Origin of the sequence: Glutamicibacter ardleyensis (assembly GCF_014644555.1) — a bacterium.
GTDB classification, from domain to species: Bacteria; Actinomycetota; Actinomycetes; order Actinomycetales; family Micrococcaceae; genus Glutamicibacter; species Glutamicibacter bergerei.
In genome coordinates this window covers 24,021-46,308 of record NZ_BMKX01000011.1, presented here as the reverse complement: position 1 = coordinate 46,308, position 22,288 = coordinate 24,021, and the positions used below count along the sequence as shown (strand labels likewise).

General features: G+C 56.5%; 22 protein-coding genes. 5 read left to right on the top strand and 17 right to left on the bottom strand.

The features are described from left to right. Nucleotides 1-26 precede the first annotated feature (26 nt). On the top strand, nucleotides 27-803 hold the full coding sequence (locus IEX04_RS16535; protein ID WP_188687236.1) for an SDR family NAD(P)-dependent oxidoreductase: 777 nt from the start codon (nucleotides 27-29) through the stop codon (nucleotides 801-803). On the opposite strand, the gene IEX04_RS16530 is transcribed toward IEX04_RS16535, so the two are convergent. From IEX04_RS16530 to IEX04_RS16495, 8 genes are all read right to left on the bottom strand, one after another. Further along, nucleotides 800-1,699, bottom strand: a complete 900-nt coding sequence (locus tag IEX04_RS16530) for a TspO-related membrane protein (RefSeq protein ID WP_188687235.1) — start codon at nucleotides 1,697-1,699, stop codon at nucleotides 800-802. The genes IEX04_RS16535 and IEX04_RS16530 overlap by 4 nt on opposite strands. Before the next feature lie 103 nt (nucleotides 1,700-1,802). Further along, nucleotides 1,803-2,810, bottom strand: a complete 1,008-nt coding sequence (locus IEX04_RS16525; RefSeq protein ID WP_188687284.1) for a pseudouridine synthase — start codon at nucleotides 2,808-2,810, stop codon at nucleotides 1,803-1,805. A gap of 11 nt (nucleotides 2,811-2,821) precedes the next feature. Next, entirely contained in the window at nucleotides 2,822-3,637 is an 816-nt protein-coding gene (locus tag IEX04_RS16520; RefSeq protein ID WP_188687234.1) for a DNA-formamidopyrimidine glycosylase family protein, read from the bottom strand. A 23-nt stretch (nucleotides 3,638-3,660) separates the two neighbouring features. Further along, entirely contained in the window at nucleotides 3,661-8,325 is a 4,665-nt protein-coding gene (locus tag IEX04_RS16515; protein WP_188687233.1) for an ATP-dependent helicase, read from the bottom strand. 40 nt (nucleotides 8,326-8,365) lie between these two features. After that, nucleotides 8,366-8,668, bottom strand: a complete 303-nt coding sequence (locus IEX04_RS16510; RefSeq protein ID WP_096257546.1) for a transcriptional regulator — start codon at nucleotides 8,666-8,668, stop codon at nucleotides 8,366-8,368. After that, nucleotides 8,652-9,116 carry a hypothetical protein gene (locus tag IEX04_RS16505; RefSeq protein ID WP_141392984.1) on the bottom strand — a complete coding sequence of 155 codons (465 nt, stop codon included), beginning with the start codon at nucleotides 9,114-9,116 and terminating at the stop codon, nucleotides 8,652-8,654. Before IEX04_RS16505 ends, IEX04_RS16510 begins: the two co-directional genes overlap by 17 nt. Nucleotides 9,117-9,174: 58 nt before the next feature. Next, complete coding sequence (locus IEX04_RS16500; protein WP_188687232.1) at nucleotides 9,175-9,639, bottom strand: hypothetical protein; 465 nt, start codon at nucleotides 9,637-9,639, stop codon at nucleotides 9,175-9,177. A 63-nt stretch (nucleotides 9,640-9,702) separates the two neighbouring features. Continuing rightward, the gene (locus IEX04_RS16495) at nucleotides 9,703-10,161 is read right to left on the bottom strand and encodes a 23S rRNA (pseudouridine(1915)-N(3))-methyltransferase RlmH (protein WP_170947926.1); all 459 of its coding nucleotides are present in this window, start codon (nucleotides 10,159-10,161) and stop codon (nucleotides 9,703-9,705) included. A 66-nt stretch (nucleotides 10,162-10,227) separates the two neighbouring features. Here IEX04_RS16495 and IEX04_RS16490 point away from each other — a divergent pair, with 66 nt between their 5' ends. Next, nucleotides 10,228-10,944 (top strand): phosphatase PAP2 family protein, encoded by a 717-nt coding sequence (locus tag IEX04_RS16490; protein ID WP_194446474.1) that lies wholly within the window; start codon nucleotides 10,228-10,230, stop codon nucleotides 10,942-10,944. On the opposite strand, the gene IEX04_RS16485 is transcribed toward IEX04_RS16490, so the two are convergent. Next, nucleotides 10,910-11,884, bottom strand: a complete 975-nt coding sequence (locus IEX04_RS16485; protein WP_188687230.1) for a D-2-hydroxyacid dehydrogenase family protein — start codon at nucleotides 11,882-11,884, stop codon at nucleotides 10,910-10,912. The two genes, IEX04_RS16490 and IEX04_RS16485, sit on opposite strands and share 35 nt — an antisense overlap. Nucleotides 11,885-11,995: 111 nt before the next feature. After that, nucleotides 11,996-13,843, bottom strand: a complete 1,848-nt coding sequence (locus tag IEX04_RS16480; RefSeq protein WP_188687229.1) for a calcineurin-like phosphoesterase C-terminal domain-containing protein — start codon at nucleotides 13,841-13,843, stop codon at nucleotides 11,996-11,998. 179 nt (nucleotides 13,844-14,022) lie between these two features. Here IEX04_RS16480 and IEX04_RS16475 point away from each other — a divergent pair, with 179 nt between their 5' ends. The 3 genes from IEX04_RS16475 to IEX04_RS16465 all read left to right on the top strand — a co-directional run bounded on the left by IEX04_RS16475 (nucleotide 14,023) and on the right by IEX04_RS16465 (nucleotide 15,638). Further along, the gene (locus IEX04_RS16475; RefSeq protein WP_188687228.1) at nucleotides 14,023-14,736 is read left to right on the top strand and encodes a hypothetical protein; all 714 of its coding nucleotides are present in this window, start codon (nucleotides 14,023-14,025) and stop codon (nucleotides 14,734-14,736) included. 75 nt (nucleotides 14,737-14,811) lie between these two features. Next, nucleotides 14,812-15,147, top strand: coding sequence for a hypothetical protein (locus tag IEX04_RS16470; RefSeq protein ID WP_188687227.1), 336 nt, complete (start codon nucleotides 14,812-14,814; stop codon nucleotides 15,145-15,147). Between the two features lie 59 nt (nucleotides 15,148-15,206). After that, a complete protein-coding gene (locus tag IEX04_RS16465) occupies nucleotides 15,207-15,638 on the top strand; it encodes an acyl-CoA thioesterase (protein ID WP_188687226.1) in 432 nt (143 codons plus the stop codon). 84 nt (nucleotides 15,639-15,722) lie between these two features. Here IEX04_RS16465 and pcaC read toward each other — a convergent pair whose 3' ends face one another. From pcaC to IEX04_RS16430, 7 genes are all read right to left on the bottom strand, one after another. Next, nucleotides 15,723-16,130: a 4-carboxymuconolactone decarboxylase gene (gene pcaC / locus IEX04_RS16460; RefSeq protein ID WP_188687225.1), complete on the bottom strand. Its 408-nt coding sequence runs from the start codon at nucleotides 16,128-16,130 to the stop codon at nucleotides 15,723-15,725. Nucleotides 16,131-16,146: 16 nt separating this feature from the next. Beyond that, entirely contained in the window at nucleotides 16,147-16,944 is a 798-nt protein-coding gene (locus IEX04_RS16455; protein ID WP_188687224.1) for an alpha/beta fold hydrolase, read from the bottom strand. Beyond that, entirely contained in the window at nucleotides 16,926-18,332 is a 1,407-nt protein-coding gene (locus IEX04_RS16450; RefSeq protein WP_188687223.1) for a lyase family protein, read from the bottom strand. The genes IEX04_RS16455 and IEX04_RS16450 overlap by 19 nt, the downstream gene beginning before the upstream one ends. A 128-nt stretch (nucleotides 18,333-18,460) precedes the next feature. After that, nucleotides 18,461-19,039, bottom strand: a complete 579-nt coding sequence (gene pcaG / locus IEX04_RS16445) for a protocatechuate 3,4-dioxygenase subunit alpha (RefSeq protein ID WP_188687222.1) — start codon at nucleotides 19,037-19,039, stop codon at nucleotides 18,461-18,463. Next, a complete protein-coding gene (pcaH, locus tag IEX04_RS16440) occupies nucleotides 19,040-19,873 on the bottom strand; it encodes a protocatechuate 3,4-dioxygenase subunit beta (RefSeq protein ID WP_188687221.1) in 834 nt (277 codons plus the stop codon). 44 nt (nucleotides 19,874-19,917) lie between these two features. Beyond that, entirely contained in the window at nucleotides 19,918-21,114 is a 1,197-nt protein-coding gene (locus tag IEX04_RS16435; RefSeq protein WP_188687220.1) for a 4-hydroxybenzoate 3-monooxygenase, read from the bottom strand. 298 nt (nucleotides 21,115-21,412) lie between these two features. After that, entirely contained in the window at nucleotides 21,413-22,162 is a 750-nt protein-coding gene (locus tag IEX04_RS16430) for an IclR family transcriptional regulator (protein WP_096255092.1), read from the bottom strand. Nucleotides 22,163-22,288 lie beyond the last annotated feature (126 nt).

The window sequence follows — 22,288 nt, the reverse complement described above, 5'->3', positions numbered from 1 at the left end:
GTCAACAACGCTCAAAAGGGGATTTGATGGAACTGCGAGATACCGTCGCGCTCGTCACCGGAGGACTATCCGGTCTGGGACGAGCTACAGCACAAAAACTTGCCGAGAGTGCCACGCACGTGGTGGTGCTGGATCTTCCTCGTGAAGATGGTGATGAAATTGCGGCACAGATTGCTGCAAATGTTCGCTATGTTCCTGCTGATGTGACCCAAGCAGAAGATGTGGCCGCCGCGGTGCAACGAGCCACCGAACTCGGACACCTGAGAACCGTGGTGAACTGCGCAGGAGTCGCCACTCCAGGAAAGGTGCTCGGACGCGAGGGCGTTATTCCACTGCAGAAATTCGCTAAGGTCTTGGAAATTAACGTCACCGGTACCTTTAACGTGGTGCGTCTGGCGGCTGAAGCTATGGCGCACAGCGAAGCGGTTGTCGACGCAAACGGCACCAGTGAACGCGGAGTGATAATCAATACCGCGTCGGTGGCCGCTTTTGATGGTCAGATTGGTCAGCCCGCCTATGCTGCTTCGAAGGGTGCGGTGGCCGCAATGACGCTGCCTTTGGCTCGCGAACTGGCAGCTCACCAAATTCGAGTGATGACTATAGCACCGGGAATCTTCCACACGCCCATGATGGATGGACTACCGCAAGCGGCTCAGGATTCGTTGGGCGCACAGGTGCCTCATCCGTCTAGGCTGGGACGTCCCGACGAGTACGCGGATCTAGTGGCGCACATTGTTGCCAACCCAATGCTCAACGGTGAAACGATCCGACTCGATGGTGCCATTCGGATGGCCCCACGTTAAGCTTCGGCGCGTAGCCCACGCTGGATTCGATGTTCTGCGTGAGCTATGTGGAACCGTCGGCTTTCGGCACAGATAAAGACGATTATTGCCATGAAGACCAATAACGCGGCAAACCATAGAGGTGCGCTTTCTTGGCGCCAAGCACTGAACGCGGCCGATAACATGCCGAGGCCGAAACCCGCGGCGAAGGCGTGACGGCCGCGTTCTGTCTGCGCGAATGCTGCCGCCAGCAGTGTCACCACAACACTTACGATACTGATCCCCAGTAAGTGTCCCGAGCTGTTCCAACCGGCGGCGGAGAGCCACAGTTGCACGGTGAATACCAGCGAAAAACCACTGAATAAGCTCACGGGTAGATCGGTGGCAATGCGCTCTAAATGATTACGCGCGGTATGTAGATTCATTTGGAGCATCCCATACAACCCGAAGCCGGTAGCCAAAGTTGCAAGTATCGCTCCTGGCCAAAGCAAAAAACCGGCGGTAAAGGTCAGTGCACAGGCCATCAACGCTGCGGCGGAGAGGCCATAGACGGTGATGGCTCGTTGCCTCCGTGAGGAAAGCTGATGCGGCAACACCGAATAAATGGCGCTGGCGATCATCAGCACCGCAATGGCTGGCCAGATGAATGCCAAAATTTGCGAGGTGTCCAAAATGTTTGTTCGGGAACCAAAGCTGGTATCCAGCGCAGCATTTAAGGAAGTGATCAGTAAGAGGACTGCGGCTAGTCCAAACAGTCCGGAACGAACCTTGTCAAAGGTTTCTACTGCAGGATTTGGACGACGGTCAGGAGCGGCGTAGGGCAATTGCAGGCTCTGCTTTTGTGAGGCGGCGGCAATAGCCTGTTGGGCTGAGTCCACTAGCGAACGTAAATTCTCGGTGGGCTGCGGCTCTGCCATCGGTTACCGTCCTTAGCTGTGTGCTTCAAGACCCCTGACGCTACTCGTCAGGTGTGTGCAACAGCCTAGGATAATCCACTGGCTTTTAGAAGAAGGGCTTGGTCTATGGCGCTTCTATTAGGCGTTGTTGCGAGCTGAAACTACGCGGTTTTCCGGTGAGTGGGTCGGTAAAAGAAATTGTGTGGGCCAGCAGCTGTAATGGGCGAGAGTAGTCATCGGGAGCCAAATCCCACAGTCGCGGATAAAACGCATCATTGATGATCCCCAGCCCCAGAGAAGCTAGATGGACACGTAACTGGTGGGTTTTGCCGGAGAGCGGGTCCAGATCCATCATGGCTACCTTCAGGCCCGTATGGTGACCCTTGCTAGTGCCGATGGCCCCCAAAGAAATTTTGGTTTGTGCGTTGGGTACGCCCTCTTCAACCGAGGAACGAAGTTGGCCCTTAAGCTTGGCCATCCGGTTTTCAAAGACCAAAGGCATTGACTGCAACAGCGCATTTAATTCTTGGGCAGTGCGGACGTTGGGGTGTTCTCCATTAGCTTCGAGCACCCGACCGGTCTCTAGGCCTGTCCCAGGTTCTAGAGCAACGACCGCCTGATATTTTTTGGAGATCTTCCGATTTTCAAAAAGCAGTTGATAGGCGCCGCGAGTTTGCGGGTTTGCCGCGAACAAGATCACGCCGGCGGTGGCACGATCCAATCGGTGCATGGGAACCAGATCCGGGTTCCCTACTTGGTTTCGCAGGCGGACCAACGCGGATTCCTGGATGAACCGACCTCCGGGAGTGGAAGGCAAAAAATGCGGTTTATCCAAGGCTATAAGGTGTTCATCTTGATGCAAGATTTTTGCTTCAAAGGGGATCGGAGTTTCTGCCGGCAATGACCGGTAATACCAAATGAACTCGTGTTCTCCCAGTGTGGTGTTGATGTTCAGTGGAACCCCACCGAGACCAACGATTTCCTGCTCGTCAAAGCGGCGCATGAGACCGTCCGGATCCACATGGCCGAAGCGTTCCAGCAGGTAGTCTGCGACGGTGTCCCATGGCCCAACCTTGGGCACACGCAAACGTGTTGCATTGACGCCGTTACGTACCGGGAGTGGGGAGAGCATAGCCATAAGGGCTATTCTTTCATTTCCTGGCACGCGGGGCAGTAATAGCAGTCTCGTTCTAGCCCGGTATTCTGTGCGGCAAGTTTAAACAGCTGAATTTTAGTTCCGCAGCGTAGACACGGTTTTGCTGCACGCCCATAAACCCACAGCGGCTCTCTGCTGTGCGGATCCCCGGTAGTGACCCGTTTGCCACGATCTTTGTTAACCTGTAGCAGCCGGTGGGAGAGCTCAACAATCCGCGCTAAATTCTTGACCCTACCTACCGGCGTCAACGGGTGGGTCCTGGCTAGAAACAGCACTTCACAGCGGTATACGTTACCGATTCCGGCCAGCAAACGTTGGTCCAACAATGCGTCGCCAATGCTTCGCTCGGGGTCAGCCAATAGGTTCTTTCTCGCCTGCTTAGAATCCCAATCAGCGCCTAACAGATCCGGTCCAAGGTGGTCGACTAGGTCTTGCTCTTGGTCGGTAGGAATCAAATCCACCTGAGCAATATCAAAACCGACGGCGGTGGCATATTCGGTATAGAGAACTACTCGGGCCGTATGCGCTGGACGTTTCCAACGCTCGGCAGGAGAATACACATCCCAACGGCCCTCCATTAATAAATGAGAATGTAGCGTCACCGGCTGAAAATCGCTACCGGCAGGTGGGACTAGGCGCATCAGCAGGTGTTTGCCTCGCGGGCGGACCGCGTCAATCGTATAGTCTTTCAGATCCGTGGTGGCTAACTGAGGAACTCGAAAGTCACTGCGTAGTAGCTTGTGGCCGGCCAGGGCATGATGCAACCGAGCGGTGGCACGATAGACGGAATCGCCTTCGGGCATGAACCCTCCTGAACTTATAGTGGTTAGCGGCGGAACCGAATTCCCTGTGGAGTGGAATAAAATCCTGCGGCAAGTAGCGGAGCTGCCAAAGGATGTGAACTGACCGATTCGCCATTGACCGTGGCCATGGCAATCTTGTCTACCTTTGCGGTGCGCAACGTCGTCACAAGTTCAGATGCGAGCAGCTGCCACGCATCTTCTGAATGCTCACCAAAGGTTAGTACGGTTCGGCCCCCACGTTCCAAATAGAAACAGAGCGAACCGTCGATCAATCCGACTAAAGCGCCAGCCTTACGTCCCGGACGGTGCCCGGTATCGCCCACCGGCCAAGGCAACGCGCCACCATAGGGATTCGCCGGGTCTGTGGAAGCTAAGACCGTGGCCGTGGGTTTGCGGCGTGGATCATCAGCTAACACAAAACCGCGTAAACGGTCGATGGTATTGGAAGTGGAGAACTGGGCGGCACCGAGTTTCTCGATGAAGTATCCGCGGCGGGCGTGGCCTGCTTCTTCGAGTTTGGACAGCACGCGGTACAGCTGCCCAAATCCTCCGGGCACAGCTTCGGCAGCGACCGAACCCCGGGTGAGAACGCCGTAGCGCTCTAGGAGCACCTCGGCGGTGGCATGGGCGGCGATGGTCAGGTCCGTGACCGGAGGCGGGAGTAAAGCCCACCTTGCACCACCACGGACCGAACGAGCGGACTGCCCTGCTTGTTCGCGAGCCAAGCGGTTTAATCCCGATAACCTGTTAAGTCTTGCCGCGCGTGCTCGCGGGGCAGGCTTAGCGATTTTATGCGCGGTGCTGCCACCTGCAAGGTAACCACGCACCGGAGTGAGTGTGTCCGGGGAGATGAAACCGGCCCAGAACAGGTTCCAACAGGACTCGGTGATTTCTTGGTTGCTCGGTGGCACCTCTTCGCTGTGGTGTAGTAGCGCCGCAATTTCTTCGGTGAAATAAGCACCGGTACTTTGAAATGAGTTCAGCACCTTTAAGTCCAGCGCGCTCAACTCGCTGGTATTTCCCCCGGGCAGGGTGAGCGCCGCATGTTCGGCGGTGTGTAAGGACAGCCATCCGTCGTTGCCTCCGGCGGCTCCCGCACCACAAATCAGAACATCACCGGAGCTAGTTAATTCATCTAACCAAGCACTCTGATAATTGCGTAGTCGGGCTGGAAGAATGAAGGACTCAAGCGCGGAGGCAGGAAGATCTGCGCCAGCTAATTGAGCAATCACTTCGTAGACTCCATCGCTTCCGGTCAGCTGGGAGGCGACCTGCTGCCAGGTGGGTAAGAACCGGGCATAGGTGGCTTGGTCTACCGGTTCCACCTCGGCACGCAAAGCCGCTAACGAGCGGGTGCGGATAGTGCGCAATACCTGGATATCGGTATATTCATCCCCCGAAACACCGTCCGGGACTAGCTCTAAAGGACGGAAAGCTCCTAGCGATAATCGTCCGGCGGCCACGAGTTGGTCCATCACCGGACGCAGCATCGCAACACCCAGCCCCAATGCTGTTGCTAATTCGCCGGCCGTAAATGGGGTGTGAGTGCGCGCGTACCGAGAGACCAGGTCCTGAACCGGTTGTGTTGCGGGTTCCAAGAACGAGGCGGGAATTCCAGTGGGTAGCGGGGTGCCTAAAGCATCACGAAGATTAGCGGCATCTTCGATGGCTGCGTAAGAGTGCTTGCCTCCCAAACGTAGGGTGAATGCGCGGCGGGTGGCCACCAAAGCTTCGGCGTGGATTCGGGCGGTCTGCTCATCAAGTGCTTCATCCTCGTGCTCCGGATGGCGTAATCGCAGTGCAAGCTGGGCTGCACTCATCGGTCCGAGTAGACGCAACAGATCCGCCACTCCTTCAACGCCGCTGAAGCGGCGGGTTGGCGCTAAATGTTGCAACTGGTCGCCAAGTTGCGCGATCACCTGTGCGTCGAGGACCTCGCGAACGTCGTTGCGGCCTAGTAGTTCACCAAGCAGTACCGGGTCTAGGCTGAGTGCCGCGGCACGGCGCTCAGCTAAAGGCGCATCGGATTCGTAGAGGAATTGAGCTACGTAGCCAAAGAGCAAGGATTGCGCGAAAGGGGACGGGAGTTCTGTTTGTACCTCCACCAGCCGGATGGCGCGGGAAGAAACGTGGGAGAGAATTTCACGCAGCGCAGGTAGGTCATAGACGTCGTTCAGGCATTCGCGCACGGTTTCCAAGATGATCGGGAAGTCCGGGTAGTTACGCGCTACGTCTAGTAGCTGACTGGCGCGTTGGCGTTGCTGCCATAAGGGAGTGCGTTTGGTGGGATTGATCCGTGGCAGCAACAAAGCACGCGCGGCACACTCACGGAAGCGGGCGGCAAATAACGCGGAGTTCGCTACCTGGGAGGTAACTACGTCAACGATTTCATCTGCTTCGAAGGCGAAGAGTTCAGCCCCTGGCGGTTCATCATCCATCGCGGGGATGCGCAAAACAATCCCGTCATCGGCTGCCATCGCCGAGGCATCCAGCCCCCAGCGTTCACGTACTCGGGCGCCGATGGCCAAGGCCCACGGTGCGTGGACGGACAGCCCGAAGGGGGAGTGCAGCATCACGCGCCAGTCGCCCAGTTCGTCGTAGAAGCGTTCGATGACAAAGTTTTGATGGTTCGGCACCTGACCGGTGGCGCGTTGTTGTTCGCCCAAATAATTCAACAGGTTATTAGCGGCGTACGAGTCCAGTCCGCTATGTTCCAGCCGTGAGGCGGCCTCCCCGCGTTCTTCGGCGAGCAGCCCGGCGGTAAATTTGCCTAGTTCGGCGCCCAGCTCTACCGGGCGGCCTAGCCCATCGCCATGCCAGAACGGTAGTTTGCCTGGCTGGCCGAAGGCTGGGGTGACAAGCACCCTGTCGTGGGTGATGTTCTCGATACGCCAGCTGGTAGCACCGAGTGCGAAGACGTCTCCCACCCGTGATTCATAGACCATCTCTTCGTCAAGTTCGCCCACTCGTTTGGGGGCTTTGTCATCTTCCGAGCCGGCGAGGAATACACCGAACAGTCCGCGGTCCGGAATGGTGCCTCCGGAAATCACTGCAAGGCGTTGGGCCCCGGGGCGGGCGGTGAGGGTTCCGGCATCACGGTCCCAGACCAGTCGTGGCTTCAGCGTGGCGAACTCATCGGAGGGGTACTTGCCCGAGAGCATATCTAAGGTGGCGAGGTAGACGCTGCGTGGCAGCTGCTGGTAGGGGGCTGCCCGGCGAACCGTATCAAACCAGGCCTCGACGTCCAGTTCATCCATGGCGACCGCCGCGAGGGTTTGTTGGGCCAGCACATCTAGCGGGTTGGCGGGGATGACCATTTTTTCAATGACGCCATCTCGCATACGGGTGACTACAAGCGCGGTAGAGAGCAGATCTGCGCGGTGTTTGGGGAAGAAAATACCCTTGGAAACGGAACCCACCTGGTGTCCGGCACGTCCTACGCGTTGTAATCCGGAGGAGACAGAGTTGGGGGATTCGACCTGGATGACCAAGTCAACCAGTCCCATATCGATGCCCAATTCCAGTGAGCTGGTGGCAACTACCGCACGTAGCCTGCCAAGTTTGAGGTCTTCCTCAATTTGGGCGCGAGAATCCTTGGACACCGAACCGTGGTGCGCTCGCGCGAGCAGTGGTGCTTGAGGGTCGCTGGCCGCGCTGGATCCTGCCTGAGCCATCATTGCTGCCGGGCTGGAAGTTGCGGCGTTTTCGGCAGCGAATCCCTCACGTTCGGCGTAAATTTCATTTAGTCTGCCGGTGAGCCGTTCGGCCAGACGGCGCGAGTTGGCGAAGATAATTGTCGAGTGGTTCTCCAGGACCAGATCAACGAGTTGGTTTTCCACATGCGGCCAGATACTTGCCCCTGCTGTGGGCGAGGAACCTGGACCGAGATCGTGGGCTCCTGCCGCAGCAGGAAGGTCTGTCATGTCCTCCACCGGAACGCGGACCGCTAGTTCCCATTTTTTAGTGGATTTTGGGCGCACAATATTTGCTGGCGCAGAACCTGCAAGGAATCTAGCTACCTCTTCGGGTGGCTCAACGGTGGCCGAAAGCCCAATGCGTTGGGCAGGCACCGACAAGAGCGAATCGAGGCGTTCTAGGGACAAAGCTAAGTGGGTGCCGCGCTTGGAACTAGCGATTGCGTGCACCTCATCGATGATGATGGTGTGCACACTGGTCAAGGTCTGCCGTGCCTGGCTCGTCAGCATCAGATACAAAGATTCGGGTGTCGTGATCAGGATGTCCGGCGGGTTCTTTAACAGCTGCCTGCGCACGTTCGGGGGAGTATCACCGGAGCGCACCCCCACGGAAACCGAGGGTTGAGTGATCCCCAATTCATGCGCGGTGGCGCGGATCCCCGCCAGTGGGGAACGCAGGTTGCGTTCAACGTCCACACCCAGGGCCTTGAGCGGTGAAATATAAAGCACTTTAGTGCCGGCACCAGAGCCTTGCGTGGTTTCAGGTTCCAGCCCTGGCAGTGCTGGTTTGGGAACTTCGGCTTGGTGTAGCCGGTCTAATGCCCAGAGGAACGCCGCTAGGGTTTTACCCGAACCAGTGGGCGCGATGACCAGCGTGTGGTGGCCACTGGAGATTGAATCCCAGGCGCCTACTTGGGCTGCCGTTGGTTCGGTGAAAACGTCCGTGAACCACTGACGGGTCGCTGTGCCAAACCTGGAAAGAATCTCGTTCATGGAATTGATACTACGTCGTGGGGACCGACAAGAAGTGGCATTATTCGCCAGCCGTAATTTCGCGTAAGGCTGCCACATGTCCGACGTAGGCATCCCGACCGGCCCTGGTTAAGGAGACCCGCATATGGCTGCGGCCTAGCTTTGTGAATCGTTCGATTTGGATATAACCGGTGTCGGTAAGTTGCTTCAGATGTTTGCTGAGCACCGAGTCAGCAATGTTCAAAGCATCACGGAGATGGGCGAATTCTGCCCATTGCACGGGCGCAAGACTGGCGCAGATGCGCAGCCTAATCGGTGCATGGATCAGCTCGTCGAAGCGTGCCGTGTTAGCTTGCTTGTTCATTCCCATCCTTGATGCGAGAGGTGATCGTTTCTCGGCGCATGACCCACAGTGCGGTGATAAGCACCGCGAATAGTGCCATGAACTTGAGCGCGATTAGCAGCCAAGTCTGCGGAATCCAGAAATTACCGAACTGCATCCCACCGATCATGAGAAATACTCCGAGCATGTATTTGCCGGAGTGCTTCAGCGCCGGTCGGGATTTTGGGCGCTTGCGAGACCAATAGATGTACCAAACCAGCAGTGGCAAGAAGAGTAACAAGGACCAGTACCAGAGTGCTGAATTGATGATTCCGTGAAGTGAGAAGATGCCCGCGTAGGTCAATGCCAAGCTAAGTAGGAATCCGAGCGGTGGCTCTGTAGCTCTCACGCTGGCAGTGGATGCTTCCTCGGCTTGAGCGAGAAGTGCTTGAGCATCATGCGTTGGCGGATTCTGCGATGCCGGGTTCAAAGTTGCCTCCTCTTCGTGGATAGATGCGGACGCTTTGGTTGCGGGGTGACTTAGCAAGTCATGCGGCTCGTTCCTGCGCGTCCTGCACCCGATCCTTATCCAGGCTTCGTTGCGCCGCAGAGAGCAGGTGCCACATGACAAAACACGAAATGATCCATTTGGATCCGATAGCCCATGGGTCAACGGCCGTCCACATGCGCAAGCAGAATACGGCAATCATCGCCATAAAGGAATACCAGCCGTAGATAGCTGAACCATCGAGCACAGGGCGAGCCTTGACTCGATTACGCGTGGAAAAAAATTGCACCAGCAAGACCGGGATGATCAAAGCTGCCAGCCACAAAATGGCGGTTCCTGAAATAACGTCCGCAAGGCTCAGCCCCGTGCTGCCGATCAAGACATATACAAGCAGGACGACACGAGTTGAACCACCAGTAGAAACCATCGTATGGGAAGCTCGATCAGCGGTTACCAAAAGCTCAGCTGCAGTCAGCTTATCGATCCGCTCTTGTTCACCAGTCATGATTTTCTCACTTTCCGTTATGGAAAGTCTTGACTTTCCATAATAGAAAGTCGAGGGGCGTGCTTAAACGTGGTGGTATTTGCCACCGGCGAGAATATCTTGGGCCCGGTAGAGCTGCTCGGTGAGGATGAGTCGCACCAGCTGATGCGGAAAGACCAGCTTAGACAAGGACCACTCAAAGTTCGCGCGCTGATGAACCGAGGCGTCTACGCCGTAAGCCCCGCCAATGATGATGACGACGTTGCGTGAAGAATCAATTGGGGCTCGTAGTGTGTTCGCTAGAGCAGGGGAGTCCACGTTCTTGCCACGTTCGTCGAGCAACACCACAAAATCACGGTCATCGATCTTCGCGAGGATTCGTGCAGATTCCTCGATGCGTGCCGCATCGTTCTCACGCGATGAATGGTTAAGTAACTGCCACGACAGGTCAAAAGGCTTCTTCAGGCGCTTTTCGTAGCGAGCGATTCCCTCGTCTACCCAGGATTCATGTTTTTTGCCGATGGCCAAGATCTTGATCGTCATGGTTCTATTGTTCCGTATAGCCCGGGGCGGAAGTTGCGTACCGACGTGCCCACTACGATGGAAGCTATGAGATCGTCTTGGAACTTCCGTCAGGGGCAAAAGCCTCGTGGCATACAAATATTGTGGATCATTTTTGGTCTTGTGGTTGCGATGTTCTTTTTCACTCGACGAGTGCTAGTTTCCTTGCATGTCGGTGGTTGGGCTAAAGACATGGACCAACCCACATACCAGTGGGTTTTAGATCATCAAACTCCAGCACTACAAGGTATTTCTGACTTCCTATATTTCTGGGGGTCCACCCCCGGAATGACGATGATCATGCTCGTGCTGACCGGCTTACTCTGTTGGTGGACGCGCAGCGTATGGCCATTGGCAACGGTTGCTTTCACCGCGCTGGTCTCGGTGCTGCTTACGGTCATTCTCAAAGCGAGCCTTCAAGTCATCCGTCCGCAGGGGATTCCCGGTGGACCTGCACCGCCGGAATCGTTTTCATTTCCCAGCGGCCATACACTCAACGCGGCCGCGCTAATTGGTATTGCCAGCTACCTGGCCATTGTTTACGGTCTGCAAAGATACGCATACCTGATCAGCATCATCGCGGCGCTCTTTATACTCGCCATGGGCGCATCACGCATCTACATTGGGCACCACTGGGTGTCAGACGTAGTGGTAGGACTGCTGATCGGTGCCGCTTGGGCCGCGGTAGTCGCAATCTTGCACTTCTACTTTGTGCCTCGGAAACCCGTGGTTAGAGACCCATCACGCGGATCGGTGAACCCTTAGCCCACGCACGAATATTCTCAGCCGAATCCTGATAGAACATTTCAAACTGTTCGGCAGTTACATAACCAATATGCGGTGTAGCGATCAGCCCGCGGGTACGGGACAGCTGATCAAGCACCGGCAATGGCTCAACATCAAAGACATCCACCGCTGCCAAACGCAGCATCCGGTTCTCCATTGCGGTGATCAACGCCGGGGTTTCAACAATGCGGCTACGTGAGGTGTTCACCAAAATGGCCTCGGGTTTCATCCAAGATAGTTGCTTGGCACCGACCACTCCGGTGCTCCGATCGGAAAGCTTCAGGTGGATGGTCAATACGTCGCTAGTTGCGAAGAGCTCAGCTTCCGAAACCAGCTCGACACCCACCTCTGTAGCCCGAGCTTTGGTCAGATTCTGGCTGTAAGCAATAACCCGCATACCGAAGGCAAGGCCGACCTTGGCCACGCGCGACCCAAGATTACCTAGACCGTAAACGCCGAGGGTTTTGCCTGCCAAACCCATTCCGAAGGTTGACTGCCAAGGCTCTGCCTCACCACGTGGAGACTGTGCAGAGAACAGCTCCACGTCAAGCCTGCGCGCGGCAGCCAGGATGAGCGCCCAGGTGTGTTCCACGGCGTCGGTTGGTGAATAGCCAGTATGTGAAACCACCACATTATGCAGTCCTGCGGCGGCCAAATCGATCGAACCGTTGCGTCGCCCGGTAGAAACAAGCATTTTCAGGTTGGGCAGCTTTTCGAAACGTGCCCGGGTGAACGGGGTGCGTTCGCGCATCGCCACGATGACATCGAAGGGTTCTAGCGCCGCGCTGACCACATCGTCTTCGTGGCCGAGGTGTTCGTTGAACACCGTGAGATCGGCGTTGAGCTCTGCAGCCAATGCATCAAAATCTGCGAAGTCGCGAGCCGCGTTCTGATAGTCATCCAAGATAGCAATACGCATGGTCTCATCCTATGCGTTCCATGACTCATAGGCCCCGATAGGGAGCCTATGAGTCATGAATATGGCGGTGCCCAGCTGACCTAAGCTGGCACCGCGAAGACCTACGCTCGCTTACGAAGTGACTTCAAAGGTCAGTTGGTCGGTGAAGGTACGTCCATGGACGTCTGTGGCTTTCACCGTTGCCGTGTGCGAACCCACCGCAAGATCCGAAGGTATTTCAAACCGCCACAGGTGGGTGGTCTTCTCGGCCAGACCGCCACCATGCACGAACTGTTCGGCGATAGCTACCGGATCGGAGAACTCGGCGCCTACGCGTGGACGCTCACCGTTCAATTGCTGGGTACGTGTAGCAGTGGCTGATGTTGCGCCATCAAGGCTCACCTCAACTTTTGAGCCGGTACTTCCCAACCAGAAGTTTGTGGTGAGCCAGGTGTCCTTGGACAGATCTGCTTGGCTGACCGTTAGCGGATCTTCCAATGCGCTCACGGTGCCACGTGGCTTGGTGATGTTTTGCTCGTACCACGTGCGGTAGAGCGGGGTGTTAAGTCCCAGCGACATTTGTTTTGATGTATCGCCTCCGGTAATAGTGAAGCGTTCGGTGATCTTGGTGTTTTTGATATCTAGGGTCAAGACTCCTGGCGGGGTGCCATCACGCTGGATGGATGTTGGATAACCATTGCCGGTGACCCGCCCCTCATACCACTGTCCGGAAACCGCTGGAACTGTCAGATGGGTGAACGGCAACCCATCGGCGCCCACTTCATCCTGCCATCCGGCCATCAAATCACCGGCACGTAGATTCTCCGACATGTGGGTGTGTCCACCGAGGGAAACAACTTCGCGGCCTTCGAGGATCTTATAGATTTCTTTAATCTGTTTAGTGGTGTGCTCATCGCTGTAGAAGAATTCCAATAAGGGGCTGTGCCCGGCTAAGACAATGGCTTTGTTCTTAGGAACCTTTGCAATGTCGGCGCGCAACCACTGCAGTTGTTGTTCGCCAAGGTCATAGGTGTAGTCGCCTTTTTTGGCTGGAACCTTGGTGGGGTAAGCGATGGTGCTCAGCGCAACGACGTGTGTTTTTCCTGTGTCGTAGGAGTAATATTCTGGCCCAAACTGGGCGCGGAAGCTATCGAATTCGTGTTGCCCATCCAAGGAGTCGTAGTCGATGTCGTGATTGCCGGGAAGGAAACGCGCTGGCCCGTTGAGCATGGAAGTTAGTTCGCGCGTCGCGGTGAACAAGGACAGATCGTCGCCCACCAAGTCGCCAATGAACAGTGCCCCGCATCCGGTGTAGTCGGTGCGCTGCGCCAGATCGGTGAACACACCATTGCGAGCGAACTCAACTTCCTTTTGATTGTAGGTTTGCACGTCCGCGCCGATCAGGCAGCTCTGTTCTGGGCTTTGGGTGGCGGAGCTTTGGGTGAGCGGGAAGTTGACCGCTTCAGGCAGGTGGCCGGTTGGCGCGATCCCACCGTATTTGAGCTCCGGTGACCCTTGGGGAAGATGAGTATAGAAGAACTGCGTGACGTTATGTTCATCGACTGGGACCTGATAGCCACGAGGCTGGGTAACGAACATGGTCATGTTCTCAAATGCAGGAAGTTCATAGCGGCCTTGGCCATCGGTGGTGGTCACCTCGCGTCCGTTGGACACCGTGACACCTGGTCTGCCTGGTTCGTTAACATCCCGTGCGGAGTTCTTGTTGCGGTCATCAAACACCACGCCATCGATGGACTCGGGAGTGATATTCGTCTGCTCAGCGTTGGCGGGAATTACTTCGACGTTGCCACGGTAGGCGGTGCTTTTCCAGCTGGCGGCGGAAGTACTGGCTTGTTCTGGAACGGGTGCAGAATTCGCCGCGGTGAGGGCGGCCGAGGTTGCGAGAAGGACAAGTGAACCTGCGGTGATCCGAAGTGGGGTGAAACGATTGGTCTTGCCGGGTTGAGCGAATGATTTCACGAACGTTCCTCCGGGGTGGTGACATTCGGTCAGTCTGTTGACCAGCCAGAGCCAACGTTGTCAGCCGGAGGTAAATAGCAGTGAGCTCTGGGGTAATGTCTAATAATCGATCTCGTAAAAACTAACCCGGTGTCTTGGGAAGATTTATCGTTTTGATTCGCCGATTGCAGGAGTAAGCCATGGATATCGTCGAGCTGTTGCTTAGTGGTCGGCGGGGGCGTCGTGTGCTTTGGGAATTTGCGTTGGACAGTGAAGCCCAGGCGCTGTCTGAATTCGCTGATCACCCGCTGCATTCGGCAATGTATTATGCGTCGTACCAAGTAGAGGCATGCCGTGGTGATTCGGTCATCATGTTTGGTCCGGGTGCGGACGAAGGACGCACCGTCACCGTGAGCGTGGAGGAACTTGCCAAGCTGATAAGCGCCACCACGCTGTTGCCGGTCACCGATCAGCTCTTGCAAAAGTCGCTGGAAAGTACTGTTGTCCATGCCAGATACTGGCAAGAACCAGATGGGGAGGACACCTTGTTAGCTGCGCCCGCGCTGCAAAACGCCTTGTGTCGGGTTGCCGAGTATATTGTGGCCTCTGGTCTCACGCAGCAGTGGTTAGCCCCGGTTGATCTGCGCACACAGTTTCATGTGGAATTTGACCAGCCTGATCCCGCCGGCTCGATGACGAGCACCGGGTCAAGCGTCTTTGACAAGCTGCTGCGATGGAAAGAGAACTTGATCCTCACCGAGGCACGTGCGCGCGCAGAAAAGCCAACACCGGTCACCGCCATGATTGGAGGTGAATGGTGGTCCAGGCCTAGTTGGGACTTGCGGGCCACTACAGGGGTGTTCACTAACCAGCAACCAATAGGAGCGAGCTGCGTTGAAGATGCCTTCACCTAGGAGCAAGCAGTCACACGGAAAGCTAGCGTTCCTCCTTCTGTCAAAGTTCTAGAAATCTCCACAGCCAACGATTGGGTGCAACTATGCCGGGACTACGGCATCGAGGTCACCGCCCATAAACGGCACGACTGGTATCGGACCACCGGACGAGACGGAGCGTGGGTGATGCCCGACTGGTTTGCGGTATCCAAAGACTATGACGGTGTACATCTGAGCATTGCCGGTTACTTGGCGCTCGCCGGAGAATGCTTGGTCGTAGACGAAAACTTTGCCAGCGTGATCGCCGGGTGGGACCCGGGGAAGACCTACTGGTTCACCGATGAGCTGAGATTTTATGCGGAGCCGGACATTTGGAACTGTCTTGACGCTTACAACGAAGATTGTCGTTGGGAACGCATTTCAAAAAACTGACACAAGATAGCACGTCACCCAACTAGGTGCACAGGCCAAATTTTGATGAAATGGATGTCATGAGTGAAGCAAGCCAGCAGGATTTAGCCGCAGCTACCGAAGTACTATTACAACTTCGCTGGTCTGATCAGGACGCCCTCGGACATGTTAACAATGCCCGCATCGTCACGCTGATGGAAGAAGCGCGAATTAGGTGGACGCGCGAAGACGGCAACACCGGACGTTTTGAGTATGGAACGGTGGTCGCCTCGATTAATATCGATTACCTGCGCCCGCTCTATTACCAGCCAGAAATGCTGATCCGCATGGGAATTAGCCGCGTGGGAAACAAATCCTTTACCGTTCGCGGGATCGGCTATCAGGACGGCCAGCAGGTCTTCGATTCAACCACGGTCATGGTCCCGCTAGCTCAAGATGGCAAATCCGCACGCGCGCTCAACGACATTGAACGCGACTGGCTGGGGAAGTCGCTGATTCCAGCACGTAGCTAAGCATTGCCAGATGAAAAACCAGTGCCCCGGACGAATCCGCTGATTCGTCCGGGGGCACTGGTTTTTGGCGGTTGGAAGACCTTGTTAGTTGGTTTCTTCCGCGGCGTACTCGTCCAAGACCTTTTTGCCGATCTTGAAAGCAACGTTTGCTGCAGGAACCGAACAGTAGATGGCACACTGCAAGAAGACTTCCTTGATCTCCTCCGCGGTCATGCCGTTGCGCAGTGCGGCATGCACGTGCATTTCCAGTTCTTCCCAGTAGCCGCCGGCAATCATGGCGGTTAGCGTGATGGCGCTGCGGGTGGTGCGCGGCAGTCCGTCACGGGTCCAGACGGTGCCCCATGCGTAGCGGGTGATCATTTCCTGGAATTCGTCGGTGAATTCATTTGAGTTATTGGTGGAGCGATCTACGTGCTCGCTGCCGAGCACCTCGCGGCGCACAACCATGCCCGCATCATAGGTGTCACCGGGCTGGCGCTGAGAATCTGACATCAGTCTTAGACCTTCTTTAGTTGGAGGTGAAGAAATCGACCAGCAAGGCGGCTGTCTCTTCGGGGGCTTCAGCAGGTGCAAGGTGGGCCGCGGAATCAATGACTGCCGCAGTGCCCTTCGGGGCGTGCTCGGCAATGAATTGTGCATCGGTCGGCGGGCAGACCTGATCTTGAGCGCCGTTGATGGCGAGGATCGGGTCTGTGGTCGACGCCAGTTGCTCACGCACATCAAATCCGGCCAATGCACCGCAGGCATGAGCGTAGGCGAAACGATCCGCATCCTGCAGGCTGTGCAACAGATCGGTGGAGACCACCGGGTTCTTCTCGATGAATCCGGGGGCGAACCAGCGCTGGGCGGAACCAGCAACCATGGTGGGAGTTCCGGCCTTTGCTACTAGCTCAGCACGTTCGGTCCATCCTTCGGGGGTGCCGATCTTCGCTGCAGAGCAGATGGATGAAATGCCGTTAAAGACACCCGGGTAGTCCACTACCAGCTGCAGTGCGGTAGCGCCACCTACTGAAACGCCGGCGTAGTACAGTTTGGAGCCTTCGGCGATAACACCATCGGCGCGTAAAGCATCAATCATCGCAATCACGCCGGAGGCCAGCTCACCTAAGGAGAACGCCTGAGTGGAAGGCTTGCTTTCACCGTGGCCAGGCAGATCCCAAGCGACGACCTGGAAGTGCTCTTTCAGATACGGAACGGCTGGCCCCCAAAGTGGCAAGGCCGCGGTGCCCAGCGAAGGGCCTGCGATGAGCGTGGGGAGGTCCTTATTGGTGTGTAGCAATGAGGGGGTTAGCTGTGGGACTGCCATATTTCCTTCCGTGCCGAATATTCGGCGAGAACGGTTGTAGTGAAACGATCTGCGGCACCGAGGTATCCGGCTGGATCAAGTAATTCGGAGAGTTCTTTGTCAGATAGCTCGGTGCTGGGGATTTCTAAACGCAGTAGTTCACCGAGACTGACTTGGTCGGTCAATGAACGTCGAACTAACGCTTGAACGGCGGCTTTGCCTCCGCTGACGAATCCTGCGGCCACAGAGGTAACGCGTTCGGACATGATCGCATCGCCGCTCAGGCGCAGATTGCGCTCCATAGAAGATTCATTAACTTCCAGTCCCAGGGCTAGCGCCCCACCGTGATGAGCGGCTCCGGATGCTAAACGCAGCAGTTCACGTAGCGCCTGCCATTCGGAGTGCCAGCCTCCATCGGGACGTTCATCAACCGCGGTGCCGGCGGCGGTGAACAGGGTTGCGACTAACCCAGGGGCGCTGATTGCAGCGTTGCGCAGCAACAGTGAACGCACCGGGTTTTGTTTATGCGGCATGGCCGATGACCCGCCTTTGCCGGCCTCGCGTGGTTCGGAAAGCTCCGCAATTTCCGGGCGTGAAGCGGTGAGTACATCGGCTCCAAAGGTGCCTAAAGCTGCCACGGCACTTGCCAACGCCGAACCAATCTGGAGGATTGGCATGCGGTTGGTATGCCACGGGGCGCCGACATCTGCAAGACCGAGAATGCCTGCGAGCTTGGTACTCAACTCTGCGGACGTGGTCTTTACTTTAGGATGGGTGGCGAGAAGCTGCTCTAGCGAAGCGAGCGTACCTACCGCGCCACCCCACTGCAGGGCAAGATGCTGCTCTGCCTGTTGCAGTCCAGCTTCGGCGCTGAGCACTGCCGACAGCCAGCTGGCAGCCTTCCAACCGAAGGTGGTAGGCAGTGCATGCTGGGTCAGCGAGCGCGCAATGCACACAGTCTCGCGGTGATCTGCGGCCAAGGAGGCTAGGCCTCGAGCGGTCTGGCGAAGATCTGCCAGCGTGGTCTGTAAGGTTCGTGAGACCACGAGCATAAGTGCTGAATCGATAATGTCTTGGCTGGTGGCACCCCGGTGTAACGCAGTACCAGCTTTGGGGGAGGCACCATCTTCCACCAGCAGTGCGCGCATCATGGCCAACAGTGGGATCAGCGCGTTAGCGCCATCCGGTGTTTTAGCAGCCAAGGACACCAGATCGTAGCGGGAGACCTTGGCGACCTCGGCAACGGACTGTGCTTCTTCGGTGGTGCACAGCCCCACCTCGGCTTGCACTTTCACCCAGGCGGCTTCAACATCTAGCATGGCCTGAACAAAAGCCACATCGCTGGCGGTGGTTGCAGCATTTGTTCCGGCCCAAGCTGGAGCGAGTACACCGTAATCCACGCTGTTCATCCATCTCTCAATTCTTTGCTGGCTGTATTTTAAACTTTAGTGCCCGGCAACGGGCAAAACCCCGTGGGCGCACCAGCACCGAATTTCTTCGGATGCCGGTGCACTGACACGGGGCCTGTAACGAGTGCTTAACTCTCGCGTGGGTAGGCGAGGAACACCGTTTCGTCCTCGCCCTGCAAGTGAATATCAAAACGTAATGAGCCGTCTTCTTCGCGGGTAGCAATCAAGGTTTTGCGCTGTGCTTCAGTCAGTGAAGACAACAACGGGTCATTGGCCAGAGCTTGGGTGTCCTCGGGCAAATAAATGCGGGTGAACAGGCGGTTCAGCAGCCCACGGGCAAATACGGTGAGCATGATGAACGGGGCCTTGCCGTCTTCGGTGGCACCCGGATTCACCGTGGTGAAGGTGTAATGCCCAACGTTGTCCACCGCGGTACGGCCCCAACCGGTGAAGGTGTACCCGTCACGGACTAGCGAACCATCGCGGGAAACCACGTTTCCGTTCTCGTCTGCCTGCCAAATTTCAAGCAGTGCATCCGGGATAACCTCACCCTTGCCGTCGGTGATGACCCCATGCAGTCGTATCGAATTCGGGTTGGCCTGATTGACCAGCTCGTTGTCTTTTTCAAACGGCAGAGCGTAACCGTAGAACGGGCCAATGGTCTGTCCCGGAGTGGGAGCGAGTTTGAGTTCTGGTGCCTGAGACATTTAGTGATCTCCCTCTTCGTCTTCCATCCAAGTACGGTTTGAACCGGTCAGGACGATGTCCCAGTTGTAGCCGGTGGCCCATTCATGACTGGTAATCGAGTGGTCATAGGTGGCGACCAAACGGTCGCGTGCATCCGCATCGGTGATGGCCTGATAGATCGGGTCCAGGCTGAACAACGGGTCACCGGGGAAATACATCTGGGTGATCATCCGCTGGGTGAAGTCCGTGCCGAACAGCGAGAAGTGAATATGCGCCGGGCGCCACGCATTGTGGTGGTTTTTCCACGGGTACGGTGCCGGCTTGATGGTCGTGAACGAGTATTCGCCGTTCGGACCGGTAATTGCGCGCCCCACACCGGTGAAGTTCGGATCGATCGGGGCGGGGTGCTGGTCACGCTTGTGGATGTAGCGGCCGGCGGCATTGGCCTGCCAGATTTCCACCAGCTGGCCGGCCACCGGGCGACCGTCACCATCAAGCACGCGTCCAGCCACAACAATGCGCTCACCAATTGGCTCGCCGTTGTGCTGAATGGTTAGATCCGATTCCAAAGCATGGACGTCGCGCTGACCGAAGGCAGGGGAGTACAGCTCAATGGTTTCCGGATCCACATGGTGCAGGTTCTTCGTTGGATGGCGCAGCAGCGAGGAACGATACGGGGCAAAGTTGATGCGTGGCTGAGTTTCAGCCTTCTTCCCGGACACCACTTCTTGGCGGTAAGCCTCGTGAATGCTGGTGATCTCGTCGGTGATTTTTTCCTGCGAGTCGGCGGTGGCCGCAGGGTCTAGGACGTGCGAATTCTCGAACGATTCGTCCTTGGTGGTTTCGGTGCTCACTACGTGCTCCTTTCGGAATGGAGGGTTGTTGATATGACTGTGATTTAGGAGTGTGGCCAGCCGGTGTACGACTCGGCCAAGTACTGCTGGCCATACCGGGAAGAGGTGACTGTTTCCAGTTCACCCAGTGCTCGCTTAGCCATGAATGGGTCTGCGTTTACGGGGGTGTGCAGCATGGACGTCATCCAGTAGGAGAAGTTCTGTGCTTTCCAAACGCGCTTCAACGCAAGATCTGAGTAGCCGCCTAGAAGCTTGTCGCTGCCCGTGGAGAAGAAGGAATCTAGTGCTTCGAAGAGCACTTTCACATCGGCGAAGGCAAGGTTTAACCCCTTGGCGCCGGTCGGTGGCACGGTATGCCCGGCATCGCCAATTAAGAACATGCGCCCGTGGGAGAGTGGTTCGCGGACAAAGGAGCGGAAACCCAATACGGTCTTGTCAAAGATCTTGCCGGTCTTGAGCTGGAAGTTATCAGGACCATCAACGCGCTTTTGAAGTTCTGACCAGATCTGATCATCACTCCATGCATTAACATCTTCATTCGGGTCGCACTGGAAATACATACGCTGTACTGTTTCACTGCGTTGGGAGATGAGGGCAAACCCATGAGGCGAGTTTGCGTAGATCAATTCCGGTGAAGACTTTGGAGCTTCGGTGAGAATGCCGAACCAAGCGAATGGGTAAGCGACCTTGAAGTCCTTGCGAACGGTGTCTGGCATCTGCCGGCGAGCGAATGAACGTGAGCCGTCGGCGCCGACGATCACGTCTGCATGGACCTCGAAGAGGGTGCCCTGCGCATCGGTGAAACGGAACTTCGGGGTGGAGGTTTCCATGTCCAGTATCTCGGTGACTTCGCAGTTATAGCGAACGTCGCCACCGTCGCGCTGGCGGGCTGCTGCCAGATCTACGAAAACCTCGTTCTGTGCGTACAAGGTGACCGTGGCGTTAACGAGATCGCGGAAATCCAACGGATGCGACTCACCGTTGAAACGAAGGTCGATTCCGGCGTGCTCGTCTCCGTGGGTGAGTACTCGCCCGTTGACTCCAGAGTCGGAGAGCATCTTAACTGCTTGCGCTTCGAGAATGCCCGCGCGGTGGGTGTTGCGAATTGTCTCATGGTCGCGCATTTCGACTACCAAGTTGTCGATGCCGGATTTAGAAAGCAGATGCGAGAGCATCAGGCCTGCGGGGCCGCCACCGATGATGCCGACCTTGGTCTTGATGATGCGTGGACTCTGAACCATGGGATCCTGCCTGTCTGTGCGGGACCAGCAGTATAAGAATTCGGCAGCATTGCCGGATTCCCCTTGGTGGTCGAGGATGTGGAACTTCCTCAAGAATGCTGTGGAACCCGGCGGGCCGGCACCAAGAGTCTCAATGAATGAGAAAAGTGAATGGTTGGTTACGCTTCGCGGCTCAGTGCTACACGCCAGAGCAGTCCTGCCGGAATTCCGAAGTCAAAATCGGCGCACCGGCCTTGAGTGATTCGGTGAACGGTCATCGATCTTGGCCGATCATCGCATGGCGCCGAGGCTAGGGGCGCTAAGGGGTATTAGTCAAAAGCAGCGCTCGGGAAATACCTCGGGCCGCGGTGCGTAGCGCCATCGCTGCAGGCTGCAGAGACGTTGAATCGCGGGGAACTACCACCGAAAGCACGGCAACTTGGTAACCGGAATTATCCAGGATCGGTGCCGCCGCGCCGGTGGTCTCGGGATCGATGAACCCGTCAAACGAGGCGTATCCGTTGCGTCTGATCTCTGCCATCTCGGCGCGGAAGTTCGGGTGGGTTGAATTCATGATTTCACGATGGCGGTCCAGGAACTCGCGGATCACTTCTGGGCGGGAAAATGCTAGAAGTGCCATCCCCATGGAAGTGCTGTGCACCGGCATTCGGCCTGCCACGCTGGCTTGGTTGACTACGGAGCCAGGACGGGACAATCGTTCAATGATCAGCACTTCGTCTTGGTGGAGCATTGATAGCTGCGTGTTCTGCCCTAGAAGCTGGTTGATGTCTTCCATAAAAGGTAACGCGGTCTTGCGCAGATCTTGCGTGGTGGTGCTGCGGTTGGCCAGCTCCCACAACCGCAGTCCGAGGCGCACTTGCCCGTCTTTGTCCCGCGCCAGCAGACCATGGCCAACCAGCTCATCGAGTAGCCGATACATGGTGGCTTTGGGAATTTCTGCCCGGCGGGCCAGTGCGATGACGCTCAGTGACTGATTTTCTGAGTCAAATGAATCCAGGATCCGCACTAAGCGATCCAGCATTGAATCCCCGCTGGGCGAATTGGCCATGACTCTACTGTAAACCAGGGTTTTGACGAGTGCCTTTTGCTGTAACACGACGAGGTAACCATACGGCTAGCTGACATTTTCTTAGTACGTTATTCTCAGTGAATTTGAGTTCGCCTCGAAGCGCCA

What these genes read in the sequence shown, in the direction of transcription:
- IEX04_RS16535 (WP_188687236.1), top strand. Translation starts at nt 27, where the DNA reads ATGGAACTGCGAGATACCGTCGCGCTCGTCACCGGAGGACTATCCGGT.
- IEX04_RS16530 (WP_188687235.1), bottom strand. Translation starts at nt 1,699, where the DNA reads ATGGCAGAGCCGCAGCCCACCGAGAATTTACGTTCGCTAGTGGACTCA.
- IEX04_RS16525 (WP_188687284.1), bottom strand. Translation starts at nt 2,810, where the DNA reads ATGCTCTCCCCACTCCCGGTACGTAACGGCGTCAATGCAACACGTTTG.
- IEX04_RS16520 (WP_188687234.1), bottom strand. Translation starts at nt 3,637, where the DNA reads ATGCCCGAAGGCGATTCCGTCTATCGTGCCACCGCTCGGTTGCATCAT.
- IEX04_RS16515 (WP_188687233.1), bottom strand. Translation starts at nt 8,325, where the DNA reads ATGAACGAGATTCTTTCCAGGTTTGGCACAGCGACCCGTCAGTGGTTC.
- IEX04_RS16510 (WP_096257546.1), bottom strand. Translation starts at nt 8,668, where the DNA reads ATGAACAAGCAAGCTAACACGGCACGCTTCGACGAGCTGATCCATGCA.
- IEX04_RS16500 (WP_188687232.1), bottom strand. Translation starts at nt 9,639, where the DNA reads ATGACTGGTGAACAAGAGCGGATCGATAAGCTGACTGCAGCTGAGCTT.
- IEX04_RS16495 (WP_170947926.1), bottom strand. Translation starts at nt 10,161, where the DNA reads ATGACGATCAAGATCTTGGCCATCGGCAAAAAACATGAATCCTGGGTA.
- IEX04_RS16490 (WP_194446474.1), top strand. Translation starts at nt 10,228, where the DNA reads ATGAGATCGTCTTGGAACTTCCGTCAGGGGCAAAAGCCTCGTGGCATA.
- IEX04_RS16485 (WP_188687230.1), bottom strand. Translation starts at nt 11,884, where the DNA reads ATGCGTATTGCTATCTTGGATGACTATCAGAACGCGGCTCGCGACTTC.
- IEX04_RS16475 (WP_188687228.1), top strand. Translation starts at nt 14,023, where the DNA reads ATGGATATCGTCGAGCTGTTGCTTAGTGGTCGGCGGGGGCGTCGTGTG.
- IEX04_RS16465 (WP_188687226.1), top strand. Translation starts at nt 15,207, where the DNA reads ATGAGTGAAGCAAGCCAGCAGGATTTAGCCGCAGCTACCGAAGTACTA.
- pcaC (WP_188687225.1), bottom strand. Translation starts at nt 16,130, where the DNA reads ATGTCAGATTCTCAGCGCCAGCCCGGTGACACCTATGATGCGGGCATG.
- IEX04_RS16455 (WP_188687224.1), bottom strand. Translation starts at nt 16,944, where the DNA reads ATGGCAGTCCCACAGCTAACCCCCTCATTGCTACACACCAATAAGGAC.
- IEX04_RS16450 (WP_188687223.1), bottom strand. Translation starts at nt 18,332, where the DNA reads ATGAACAGCGTGGATTACGGTGTACTCGCTCCAGCTTGGGCCGGAACA.
- pcaG (WP_188687222.1), bottom strand. Translation starts at nt 19,039, where the DNA reads ATGTCTCAGGCACCAGAACTCAAACTCGCTCCCACTCCGGGACAGACC.
- IEX04_RS16435 (WP_188687220.1), bottom strand. Translation starts at nt 21,114, where the DNA reads ATGGTTCAGAGTCCACGCATCATCAAGACCAAGGTCGGCATCATCGGT.
- IEX04_RS16430 (WP_096255092.1), bottom strand. Translation starts at nt 22,162, where the DNA reads ATGGCCAATTCGCCCAGCGGGGATTCAATGCTGGATCGCTTAGTGCGG.